Annotated in this window: 8 protein-coding genes; 5 read left to right on the forward strand and 3 right to left on the reverse strand. The window is 47.5% G+C overall.

Features of this window, described 5'->3' with window-relative positions; all coding sequences use genetic code 11:
- Window positions 1–90 precede the first annotated feature (90 nt).
- The 4 genes from QNJ26_09350 to QNJ26_09365 all read left to right on the forward strand — a co-directional run bounded on the left by QNJ26_09350 (window position 91) and on the right by QNJ26_09365 (window position 7,302).
- Window positions 91–3,864, forward strand: a complete 3,774-nt coding sequence (locus tag QNJ26_09350) for an SIS domain-containing protein (GenBank protein MDJ0985736.1) — start codon at window positions 91–93, stop codon at window positions 3,862–3,864.
- A 355-nt stretch (window positions 3,865–4,219) separates the two neighbouring features.
- Window positions 4,220–4,843 carry a hypothetical protein gene (locus QNJ26_09355; GenBank protein ID MDJ0985737.1) on the forward strand — a complete coding sequence of 208 codons (624 nt, stop codon included), beginning with the start codon at window positions 4,220–4,222 and terminating at the stop codon, window positions 4,841–4,843.
- A gap of 238 nt (window positions 4,844–5,081) precedes the next feature.
- On the forward strand, window positions 5,082–6,584 hold the full coding sequence (locus QNJ26_09360) for a sigma 54-interacting transcriptional regulator (protein ID MDJ0985738.1): 1,503 nt from the start codon (window positions 5,082–5,084) through the stop codon (window positions 6,582–6,584).
- Window positions 6,585–6,705: 121 nt separating this feature from the next.
- The gene (locus QNJ26_09365) at window positions 6,706–7,302 is read left to right on the forward strand and encodes a response regulator (protein ID MDJ0985739.1); all 597 of its coding nucleotides are present in this window, start codon (window positions 6,706–6,708) and stop codon (window positions 7,300–7,302) included.
- A gap of 165 nt (window positions 7,303–7,467) precedes the next feature.
- Here QNJ26_09365 and QNJ26_09370 read toward each other — a convergent pair whose 3' ends face one another.
- The 3 genes from QNJ26_09370 to eno form a co-directional block, all read right to left on the reverse strand.
- Entirely contained in the window at window positions 7,468–9,120 is a 1,653-nt protein-coding gene (locus tag QNJ26_09370; GenBank protein ID MDJ0985740.1) for a CTP synthase, read from the reverse strand.
- A 353-nt stretch (window positions 9,121–9,473) separates the two neighbouring features.
- On the reverse strand, window positions 9,474–10,433 hold the full coding sequence (locus tag QNJ26_09375) for a hypothetical protein (GenBank protein MDJ0985741.1): 960 nt from the start codon (window positions 10,431–10,433) through the stop codon (window positions 9,474–9,476).
- 5 nt (window positions 10,434–10,438) lie between these two features.
- On the reverse strand, window positions 10,439–11,707 hold the full coding sequence (gene eno / locus QNJ26_09380; protein MDJ0985742.1) for a phosphopyruvate hydratase: 1,269 nt from the start codon (window positions 11,705–11,707) through the stop codon (window positions 10,439–10,441).
- 316 nt (window positions 11,708–12,023) lie between these two features.
- Between eno and QNJ26_09385 the strand changes: the two genes are divergently transcribed.
- On the forward strand, window positions 12,024–12,440 hold the full coding sequence (locus tag QNJ26_09385) for a hypothetical protein (GenBank protein ID MDJ0985743.1): 417 nt from the start codon (window positions 12,024–12,026) through the stop codon (window positions 12,438–12,440).
- The last annotated feature ends 233 nt before the right edge of the window (window positions 12,441–12,673 follow it).

The following is a 12,673-nucleotide window of genomic DNA, read 5'->3' on the forward strand; positions in this document are numbered from 1 at the left end:
TTGACCCCCGACAGCCGATGAGAGATAATATTACTTTAACCCATGTAACCTGAGCTATCTGAATTTCAACCCTTCAGTAAAAAAATGCATATGAAACCACTCCCTTTGATCCTGTTTGTCAGGCGGTTGCGATTCATCTTAAATTTTCTCCATCGCAGCATTGAATGGCTGCGCTTGCTTTTGGCGGCCGATGTTTATGTCGGGAAATATGTCGAGCGCGTTCCTGACGGCGCCATCGTGTTTTTTCCCTGTCGCCAAACCTTGCTGTGCTGCGGCATCGCCGGCATTGTTGCATTTAAAAACAAGAAGCCGACATCCGGCAAGTTGGACCTGCAGGCGCTTGAAGATGTGATTGCGCAAATTGAAGCCAAGGGCTTTGAATCCTGTTCACAGGCGAATCATTGGCTTGACGCCTATCTGGGCGGCAGCGGAAGAATCGCAGCGCTGGGGCAAGGCGTTCAGGGGTTAAAGACCGCTGCTCAGTTTTTTTTGATTTTTTCCGACGAAAAGGCCCAGCATCAACTTCAGCAGATGGCTGCACGTCTGGCGGATCTTGCGGCTTCTGAAAGCGAGCTGCTGGCTGCACAAATGGGTCATCTTTCCGCTGAGCAGGTTAATCACATGACCCGCGCGATTGAAGAAGTTAAGGACATTCACTGGCGTCTTGAAAATGATATTCTGGCCAATACCGAGAAGATTCGCCGGCTTTTGATCCACAGCCCGCAGAAGCCTTCACGGGAAAGTGTTGTCCTGCTAAAAAAGATCAATGCAGTATTGAACAGCATCGATCGTTTGGAGGTCAGGGGTAGAGATTCAGCGGGCATTTCGATCATGTTTATGTTTGAAGCGGCGGATTTTCAAAAAGGTCAAGCTGCCCTCGAAAAAGCCGGTCAGCTGGCCCAGTTTAAAGAACGCTGCGATCCAGACCCACTGGTCAATGGTGGCATCAACTGCCAGCCCTCCAAACAGGCCGATGGTAAGGATCAAATCGCTGTTGCGGTAACGTATAAAATCGCGCTTGAAATCGGAAGCCTCGGCGACAATGTGGCTTTTTTACGGCAGCAAATTGCCAATGATGCCGTATTTCAGATTTTGGCGACGATTCCTGCTGCTTGGGATACGGTTTCAGCTCACACCCGGTGGGCTTCAGTGGGCGCCATCACTGAAGCAAACTGCCACCCTGTCGACAATCACACGAGCGGCGCATCCGTCGCAAAATGCGGTATCATTCAAACCTGTCTGAATGGCGATATCGATAATTTTCAGCAGTTAAAAGCCGAATTGGAAGGTGCCGATACCCCAATCCACAGCGACATCACCACCGACACCAAGATTATTCCGCTTAAAATTCAGCGGTACTTTCAGCAGGGTCATGCGATCGAGGAAGCTTTTCGTTTAGCCGTCAACGATTTCGAAGGATCGCATGCCATCTCCATGCATACAGATCTGGCGCCCGGAAAATTGTTCCTGGCGCAGCGCGGCAGCGGACAAGCCATTTTTATCGGAATTGCCGAGGAACATTATATGGCCAGCTCCGAGGTTTACGGCTTTGTGGAAGAAACGCCTCAATACCTTAAACTGGATGGTGAGAAAACGATCACCGGCAAGCAGGGCCGCACCCGGGGACAAATCTTTATTTTAGACCAGATAAGCAGCGGGGGATTGGATGGCATTCAGGCCCAGTTTTATGATGGCACACCGCTGGCGCTCGATGAGAAAGACATAAAATATACCGAGATAACCACCCGGGATATCGATCGCCAGCAGTATCCGCATTATTTTCTAAAAGAAATTGCAGAATCGCCGGTATCGGTTGATAAAACACTACAGAACCGATGGAAATTCAAAGAAGACGATAAAACGCAATATACGATTGAATTGGATGAGAGCATTATCCCGCAATCCCTGCAGGAAGCGCTGGCAACAGACCAGATAAAGCGGATCTTTTTTATCGGGCAGGGCACCGCCGGGGTAGCGGCCTTGGTCTGTGCCAACATCCTGAATCATTATCTGGATAACCCCGCCATACAAATCGGTGCCCTCAAAGCATCAGAATTCAGCGGTTTCCAATTAAATGAGACTGACAGCAAAGATGCCATGAGGGATGCGCTGGTGGTGGCCATCAGCCAATCCGGCACCACCACTGACACCAATCGTACCGTGGACATGGTCAAAGAGCGGGGCGCTTACACCCTGGCGATTGTCAATCGTCGGGATTCAGATATCACATTTAAAGTCAATGGGGTCATGTACACCAGCAGTGGCCGCGATATTGAAATGTCGGTGGCTTCCACCAAAGCCTTTTATTCTCAGATTGTCGCCGGTGCTGTTTTGGGTCTGTTTATCGCACGTCTAAAAAAGTGCCGCGATGATGCATTCGTAGACGCAGAAACCCGGCGGCTGCTGGACTTGCCGCAGCACATGCGCAAAGTACTCGCCATGCGAGAGACCATCCGGCAATCCGCCGAGAAGCTGGCCGTGACCAAAACTTACTGGGCGGCAGTCGGCAGCGGACCCAACAAAGCCGCTGCCGATGAAATTCGGATTAAACTCAGTGAGCTTTGTTATAAGACAATATCTTCAGATTATGTTGAAGACAAAAAACACATCGATCTGTCTTCAGAGCCGTTGATCATCGTGTGTGCTGCCGGTTCAAGAAGCACTGTAATCGGTGACATCATCAAAGATACGGCCATATTCAAAGCCCATAAAGCAACGCCGGTTGTCATTGCCAATCAAGGTGAGGATCGCTTTAATCCTTATGCTGCCGATGTGTTTCAGGTGCCGGCTGTCGAAGAGCATCTGGCGCCGATCTTAAACACCCTGGTGGGCCATATCTGGGGCTATTATGCTGCGCTATCCATCAATGAAGGCTCGCGGTTTTTATATCGATTCCAAAAAGACCTGCAAGACAGCATCCAGACGCATACGGCAGCGGGCTTAGATATCTATGAAATCATTCTCGAAAAATCATTTCAGGAAAAAGTAGCCCATTTTGATAAAGCTTTCAGGGCCCAAAAGGCCGAACATCAGTTTCCGACGGCCGTAGGCTCCGATGTGACCTCGGATCTAACCCTGCTGCTCAAATATTTATCCGGCCGTTTACCGGTGTCGGATTTTGAACTAGATTTCAGCCAAAAGGGCACTGCCGCCAATATGCTCAATTCCATATTCAACTGCCTGGGGCACGCCATCAATTATCTGGCGCGTCCGGTGGATGCCATCAAACACCAGGCCAAAACAGTCACCGTTGGAACCAGCCGGATCAGCGAGCGCCTGGAAGGTATTTTATTCGATGCTCTTGAAGCGGAAAAACTCGGCGTCGCTCAACTCACGGCCAGCAATATTATTGTCCTGAAAAATCTGCAGGAAATTATCCACGATATCAGCGGATCGATTCTCTATCGAATTAACGGCTTAAACCTATTGGGACAGCCAGTCAAAGAAACCACTATTCGCGTGGTCGCCAAACGCGGCGCTGCCGAACAGATTTCCTCACGGGTTGAATCCGACGCCCAATTGAAAGGAACCAAGCGTATTATTGTCAGACAGGGCAACGTTTATATTGGCAAAGGCCTTAAAGATGAGCGCAGCATCGCCGTTATTCCGGTCCTCTCCAATTCAGCTTCTGCTCCGAATATCATTGAAAATCTGCTTTTGCTGCATATAGTATTTAAAGAAAACATTCCGCTGAGTTCTAAAATTAAAGCATTGGGCGGCAAATATGAACACATTCAGAATATTGTGCAGGAAAACAGCGTGGTTTGGGACGATCGGCTGCTTGACGGTATTGCGGTTGAGGAACTATTCGGAAGGTCCGCCGAGAAGGTGGGAGAGTTTATTATTTCCCTGGCCAGCACGTAGTGCCAAGTCCCATAATTAAATTAAAAAGTAGTTGTGACGTGAGCGCCCCTCTGGAGCTTCAAAGCTTCGATCCCCAAACAGGTTTCAGTGGTCAGGTGTCAGCAAACAAGCGACAGAGCACAGAAAACAGAAGCATATTAGATAGCCTCGGCTTGCAGTGATTCATTAGTCGGCTAATTCTTATCATCTGAATACTGACACCTGACACCTGAAACCCCAAAATGACGAATCAAATTAGATATTGTACTCTTGAAATCTGGGTTTTGCTAAACACCTAAAACGGCTCGCACAACAAATCCACCATTTTACCGATCTGAGATAATCAATGCGCACCCGTCTATTCCAGAGGTCCTTGATGGCCCCATTTTTCATTGCCTTGCTATTGGCGACGCAGCAGCTGCCGGCCGAGGAATCGGAGCAGGCGGCCCTGCTCGAGGGTAAAGCGTTGATTCAGAAGCTGCCGTCACAACAAAAAGACGGCAGTGGCAGCGGATATGAATTGATTTACGTCGTTGACGCGCCGCTTGAGGTTTACTGGAAGTTTAAAACAGATTTCGAAAACGATTATATCGTCAGCAATAAATTTATTATCTCCCACCGACTGGTTAGCCAGCATGGAAATGTGGTAGTGACCGAGGATATTTTCAGCGAGGATTTATATACCCACAAGCCCAAGGCCAAATTTCTATGGCAAACGACCCTCTTCCTCCCCCAATATCGTCTGGATTTTGTGCTTTTAAATCCGGCGGAATGCGGCCAAAAATTCCATTACGGCTCCATTCGGCTTGAGACATTTGGCGTTTCAAGCCAGAAAACCAAAATTACCCAGAGAGCCTATTTCGATTTCTTTGGAGTATCTTTTTGGGTAAATTACCCCTGGTACGGCGGCATGAAACACTTTTTAAGATACACTGCCCGCTGGGAACAAGACACCGTTTTGCGCTTAAAACCAAAATATATTCAAAAAAGTGCACAATAACCGCGATAAAAATTGACATGATACTGAAGTATGCTATAATTCGTATACAAAAGTGAATAATTATTGCCCGATTTTCCTGGTGGCGCAACGCTCACTGATCTTTAGCTTTAATTATAAGTCATTGTAATTAATTTATAACTATATTAAAAGCATCTGAAATCGGGCTCGATGACGGCGCTAAAAGCATTTACGCATAATCAGATAAATACATTTTATAGCTGCGTCAAGGTGTATGAAAATGGATAAAATAGCAAAAGATGCCGGCATTTCCATTGATCGATTGAAAGAAATATCCACCTGGGTATCATCGGTACAAGATCTGGATCAGCTGCTGGAGCTGATCATCGAAACCGCCACGCGGATGATGGATGCCAAAGCCAGTTCGCTGTTGCTGCTAGACCCCAAAACCCAAAGGTTGTACTTTAAAGTCGCCACCGGTGAAAAAAAAGATGACGTCAAGCAGTTTGAGATCGAAATGGGACAAGGCATTGCTGGATATGTGGCCCAGACCGGTGAACCGTTGCTCATACCCAATGTATCCGAGGACCCGCGCTGGTACAAAGAAATCAGCGAAAGTATTGGATTTGAAACACGCTCCATTGCCTGTGTTCCCTTGAAGGTCAAAGGCGAAACCATCGGAGTGGTTGAAATCATCGATAAGGCCGACGGCAGCGCAATTACGGGCGAAGATTTAAAGATCTTATCGGTTTTTGCTGAACTTGCAGCCGTTGGGATCGGCAATGCCCGCAAAATCGAACATGATAAAAAGGAAATCAGAGATCTCAAAGAAGAGCTGGATTTGAAATACGAACTGATCGGTGAAAGCACAGCCCTCAGAAAAGTCATCTCCGATGCCGTTAAGGTCGCAAATTCCAAGGCCAGCACTTTAATCTTGGGAGAAAGTGGTACGGGTAAAGAGCTACTGGCACGGCTGATTCACCGCGCGGGTGCTCGCAAAGATGAGCCCATGATCGTTCTCAATTGCGCAGCGCTGCCGGAGACGTTGCTTGAAGACGAGCTTTTTGGTCATGAAAAAGGCGCCTATACCGGTGCAACCGGTCGCAAAATTGGTAAATTCGAGCTTGCAGATAAAGGGACTATTTTTTTGGATGAAATCGGTGAAATGAGCCCCGGTATGCAATCCAAACTGCTTCGCATTTTGCAGGAAGGCGTTTTTTATCGGGTTGGCGGAAACAAATCCATACCCGTGGATGTGCGGGTCATCGCAGCCACGAATCGCAATATTGCCGAAGAAGTAGCAGAAAGCCGTTTTCGCGAAGACCTATACTACCGGCTCAATGTCGTTCAGATTCATATGCCGCCAATAAGGGAGCGCAAAGATGATATCCCCTTGCTGGCTGAATACTTTTTAGGCATCTTCAAGCGCGAACGGGGTGTGTCGAATTTGTCCATATCCAAAAGTGCCATGAATGCCATGGTTCAATATGACTGGCCCGGCAATGTGCGCGAGATGAAAAATGCTATTGAAAGAGCGGTTGTCATGGGAAACGGTGGCGCAGTGATGCCTGAAGATCTGCCGCAATTTGCTGCCAAACCCAGCTATCCGGGCATGAAGGTTGGATTGACATTAAAAGAAGCCACCGACATGTTCAAAAAGGAGTTTATTGCGTTGAATCTCCGGCATACCGGTGGAAATAGAAGTGTGGCAGCCAAAACCATGAATATTCAAAGAACCTATCTGTCGCGCCTCATCAGCCGCTATGAACTGCTGGATAAATGAAACTGTTTTGCAAACGCGGAATTCGTGCTATGCTGTGCTCAGATCTGAACTTATAATCGCTGATATGAAACCCGCCCTTTTATCAAACAAGCCCCCCATCGCCTGATAAAGGCAGGACCAGATGGAAAAATACAACATTTTACTGGTAGATGATGACCCCTTTATTCTGGAAGGCATCGGTGCGGACCTTGAAAACCAGGGCTTTAATTTGACAGAAGCCAGCAGCGGTGACCTTGCGCTGGAATTGCTGAGCCAAACCCAATTTGATTTGGTGATTACCGATTTGGTCATGGAAAATGTCGATGGCATTCAGGTGCTGAAAAAAGCCAAAGCGGTCAATCCGGAAACAATGGTCATCATCTTGACCGGCTATGGCAATATGACATCGGCCATTGAAGCCTTGCGCCACGAGGCCGATGATTATCTGCTGAAACCCTGTGAATCGGCTGTTATGCTGCACCGCATCCATCAATGCCAGGAAAAAGCCGCACTGCGCCAACGATTAAAAATATATCAAAAATTGTTGCCCATGTGCTGCGTATGTAAAAAAATCAGAGACGACCGCCAGACGGCGCCCGGTAAGGGGCAATGGGTTGCGGTCGAACAATTTATTCATGATAAAGCCAAGCTGGATATCACATCAAGCTATTGCCCCGATTGCGCCCAGCAGACCATGGATGCCTTCACCCACCACACGGCAAACCCGTCTAAAAAATAGACACCCGTAATAAATTCGGTTAAGCCCGTTACCCGGATGTCCGCCTTAAGTAGGCTGTCCCGTTGGCCGGTTATTGAGAAATAACATTTGATATTATTCCATTTCAAACAGGCGCAATCCCTTTTTACGTGAAAACGGGCAAACCAGATAGCAGACGGGTTAATCCTATGCTTCGTTTCGGCTTTGTGTGTTTTTTAAGGATGCTTTAATAAAATCTCTAAATAACGGATGGGGCGTCATGGGCCGTGATTTGAATTCGGGATGAAATTGGCACCCAAGAAACCAGGGGTGATTATTGACTTCGATGATCTCGACCAGTTCTCCATTGGGTGATGTACCGCTGATGACCATTCCGCTGGCTTTGAGTTGATCCAGAAATTCATTGTTGAATTCGTAGCGGTGACGGTGCCGTTCAGAAATTTCCGTCTTTTGATAAGCCTTAAAGGCTAAAGAATTTTGGTCAATTCGACAACTGTATGCACCCAGTCGCATGGTGGCGCCTTTATCCGATAAATCATCCCGTCGCTGGACAGTCTGACTGCGTTCATCAAACCATTCGCGCATCAGATAGATAACCGGATAGGGTGTATCGAAATTAAATTCAGAGCTGTTGGCCGCTTCCAATGAGGCCACATGGCGCGCAAACTCAATTACAGCAATCTGCATGCCCAAGCAAATGCCAAAATAGGGGACGTTGTTCACCCGTGCAAAATGGGCCGCACATATTTTTCCCTCAACACCGCGCTCCCCGAATCCGCCGGGCACCAAAATTCCATCTGCATCGGCCAGCAACTGATCGCAACTTCCGCCATCTAATTTCTCGGAATCGACAAAATTCAGATTCACCTTGCAATCGTTGGCAATGCCCCCGTGATAAAGTGCTTCATTGAGGCTTTTGTAGGATTCAGTCAAATCGACGTATTTGCCCACGACCGCAATGGTCACCGTATGTCTGGGGGCTTTAATTTTTTTGACCAGCTCTTCCCAGTTGTCTAATTGCGGGTTGCGTGTCCAGATATTGAGCAGCTCAATAATTTTATCATCCAACCCTTCTTGGTGAAAGATCAAGGGCACCTCATAAATGTGATCGACATCTTTGGCCGTAATGACTTCGTCAACGCTGACATTGCAAAAAAGTGCGATCTTGGCCTTGATATCTTTGGAAAGGAATCGATCCGTGCGGCACAACAGAATATCAGGCTGGATACCGATGCTTCGCAGCTCTTTGACACTGTGCTGTGTCGGCTTGGTTTTGACTTCACCGGCGGTGCCGATATAGGGCACCAGGGTCAGGTGAATATACAGCGAATTTTCCTTGCCCACATCCGCTCTGAACTGCCGAATGGCCTCCAGAAAAGGCAGGCTTTCAATATCGCCAATTGTTCCACCGATTTCGACAATGACCACATCCACATCTTTGGCTGCTAATTTAACACTGTTTTTAATTTCGTCTGTGATGTGGGGAATAACCTGCACCGTTCCGCCCAGATAGTCCCCTCTGCGCTCCTTTTGAATGACGGAATGGTAAATTTTACCGGTTGTAAAATTGTTGTCTTTTCCCATCCGTGCGTGGGTGAAACGCTCATAATGTCCCAGATCAAGGTCGGTTTCGGTGCCGTCATCAGTGACAAACACTTCGCCATGCTGAAACGGGTTCATTGTCCCCGGATCCACATTGATATAGGGATCCAACTTTTGGATAGTCACGGATAGACCCCGGCTTTCAAGCAAGGCCCCGATTGCAGCTGATGCGAGTCCTTTGCCAAGAGATGAAAGTACACCGCCGGTTACAAAAATATACTTTGTTTCCTTTGCCATCTTCTCCCCTCATTCGGTTTCATCGGTCAAAACAGTTGACTGTTACAACCACTTTAAACAATGCATCTCCCGGTAAAAAAAGAGAAAAAGCCCTTTGTGCGACGCCCAAAGGGCCTTTTCATCCGTGCTAACTTTAAATTTTGACATAAAGCAGATTTTTAAAATGTTCGCTGCCTTTCACGTAAGGTAGGAATCGCAAATGCGATCTGTTTTTAATTTAGTAGTGTCTCAAATGAGCGATCAAATTGCAATATAAAATTTGCCCTGCGGTGCCGCTCAGATGCAGAAAGGTTTGACACCACAGGGCCTGAGCCCGGATTTAGATATGGCAAACGCCGCTGTGGCTGTGGTTTTTATTCGAATATTCTTTTAAAGTCCTGGATCGTTTTTTCAACCTCACTTAAACCTTCCTGGTTACCGGAATATTCTGGTACTTGATCCGATTGGCGGTATTCAGACATCAGGCGAGAAATGTCAAATATTTCTGCTGAAAAAGCGGTATGGATTTGATACTGTTGAACTTCAATCGCCCGCACGCGGATGCCATCCTGAATAAATTCAATTTGCATCGGATACAATGTGTTTTCGATTTTTTGCCAGTCCGTGTATCGAATTTCCAGCATACCGGTGCGGTTGTCGTGGACAGAGGGAATCACCATGCGCAGAGGGTAAAAGGTTTCTTTATCGATCCAAACCTGAGGAACGGTCTCATCGGGGAATTCTGCCCCAATCACCAGCGCAAGCTGTTCATCGTATTTTCCCAGGCTGGAGACGGTGACATCAATGCCCAGGGTCATCAATCGGGCTTCAAGCGTTTCGCGGGAGCGATACAGCAACAGATCCTTGTAGAGGTCAAAGCGCGACTCTGTAAAATTGGCAATAACGCCGTCAATCACCGTAATGGACTGCCCCTGATTATAAACATAAATGCGCTGGTTTGTATCAGAGACAATATCCGATCGAAACGCCTTTGAAAAAACATATCGAATGGACTCTTCCAGTTGGATGGGTTGGGGTTCGACAGATGTTGGGGCAGTGTCGGATAACTCCGTTGCCAGCCCGCTGGGCTGTCCGGCGGTATCGAGCTCAGCATCGGGATAGTCTTGTTGTTCCATGGCGTCAGGTTGCGGCGCAAAAGGGTAAAAGATAACGCGCTGTGAAATGAAAAGGCTCTCAGCCGGTCCCAGTTTATCGGTCATCAGCTGGATGATATGAGGTCCTTGCAGGACGTATGAATGCGCATTGAATAGCAAAAACGCCGTGAGCGTTAAGCTGATGATCGTCGCGACCATAATTTTTGGATAGGCTGTCATAGGTGTTAAAATATTTCACTGGAGAAAAACGCTGCCATGCCGAGTTCCTCCTCAATTCGAATCAACTGGTTATATTTTGCCACGCGATCGCTACGGGACATGGAGCCCGTTTTTATCTGGCCGCCGTTAACACCTACCACCAAGTCGGCAATAAAAGTGTCTTCTGTTTCACCGGACCGGTGCGAAATAACAGTCGTGTATCCCACCTGCTTGGCCAGCTCGATGGCGTCCAGCGTTTCGGTAACCGTTCCGATTTGATTCAATTTTATCAATATCGAATTGGCAATGCCCTGCTCGATGCCCTTGTTGAAAATTTTCGGGTTGGTCACAAATATATCATCACCGACGATTTGTATCCGGCTTTCGAGTCGATCAGTCATAATCTTCCAGCCATCCCAATCGCCTTCGGCAAGACCGTCTTCAATCGACAATATCGGATATTTATCAATGAGCTTTTCATAATAATCGATCATCTGCTGGGCATTCAGCTTTTTGTTTTCAGAAGCGAGGATATATTTACCCCCCTTATAAATCTCACTCGCAGCCACATCCAGCGCCAGACCGATATCTTTTCCGGGTTTATACCCGGCCGTTTCAATGGCCTGCAAAATATTTAAAATGGCATCCTCATTAGATTCCAGATCGGGAGCGAAACCCCCTTCGTCCCCAACCGCAGTACTGAGACCACGATCGGCAAGTATCTTTTTTAGATGCTGAAAAATTTCAGCACCCATCTGAATGGCTTGAGCTATGGATTTCGCGCCGAAGGGTACGATCATAAATTCCTGGACGTCCAGATTGTTGGCCGCATGTGCTCCGCCATTGATGATATTCATCATTGGAACCGGCATGTAGCGGGCATTGATACCTCCCAAATAACGGTAAAGCGGTTGTCCGTATGCCGCCGCGGCAGCCCGCGCAGCAGCCATCGATACGCCCAGTATGGCGTTGGCACCCAGCTTTGACTTATTGGGTGTACCGTCAAGCTCAAGCATTCGTTGGTCTAAAGCGGCCTGATCACTGGCATCCATGCCGCTGATGACGGGTGCAATAAGGGTGACAACATTTTTGACAGCCGCGGTCACGCCCTTGCCCCCGTAACGTTTGGATCTTTTGTCTCGCAGCTCCAGTGCTTCCCTCTTTCCGGTAGAAGCACCTGAGGGCACAGCGGCTCTGCCTACTGCACCACAGGCGAGCATCACATCCACTTCTACAGTCGGATTCCCTCTTGAATCCAGGATTTGTCTTGCTTTTACGTCAATGATTTCAGTCATATCGATCTCCCCCCTTTGGCAGCCTCAACCAGCCTCTAGACAATTCAATCCATGGGCGAAAGCTGCGGGAACCCGCCAGCAGAGTATGGATGTTGCCGCCCAACCCCTGGCAAGCATCGGATGCCAGATCTGGCATGTGGTGAACGGGTTTTGTTAAGGTGCGCTTAGGTCGACTCGGCCCCATGGTGAAATTCAAAAGGACCTTGCCATGTTGCTTGACAAATACAAATGAAATGTTACTCTGCAACAGCGTTGATGTCAAGTCAGGCCGAATTGAATACAAGGCGCTTTATATTGTCTAAAAGATCCGTGCGCTATGGAAGAAAAAGGTAAAGATTTATATGTAACAGCCCACCTTTTTGTCGCTGCTGTACGGGTGTGCGAACATCAAATGGGCACACCGCCGACAATTGGAGATATATCTCAACTTCTGACCATGTCGATGGAGCGCAGTAATTATGTTTGCAGAAAACTGAAAGAACTGGGCGTTATCGACAGCGTTGAGGGCTCATTTGGCAACCGCTTGTTCGTGTGCGATCATTTAAAAATTGAGGAAATTCCACGTGATGCGGATGGAAAGCAATTAGAAGCGGAGCTGAATAAATTTAAGGAATCCCAAAAGGCGCTATCCGATAAAATTGAAACCATTCAGGCAAAGCAGGCCCAAAAGAAAAAAGACCTCTTTGCCGAAATGGAAAAAAAGCTTAAACAGGAGCTGGATAAAAAAACTTAGTGTTTAATGCTCTCCTCGCGTATCGTCAGCTGTACCCTTTCAGGGTTGTCGGTTTGCTGTTGCAAGGCACCATACCGAGTTCTGGGCTAAGGGAATGTTTCTTCTTTCGGACATGGCAAGCCAAGCCAACTATCAAATATCATGATGATTTTTTGCTTGACATAAAATTGCCTTTATCATTAAGCTTATTGCAATAGCCATCCCATTTGTATTATTTTCAAATACATAAAATA

Source organism: Desulfobacterales bacterium (assembly GCA_030066985.1).
In the GTDB taxonomy this organism is placed as follows: Bacteria; Desulfobacterota; Desulfobacteria; order Desulfobacterales; family JAHEIW01; genus JAHEIW01.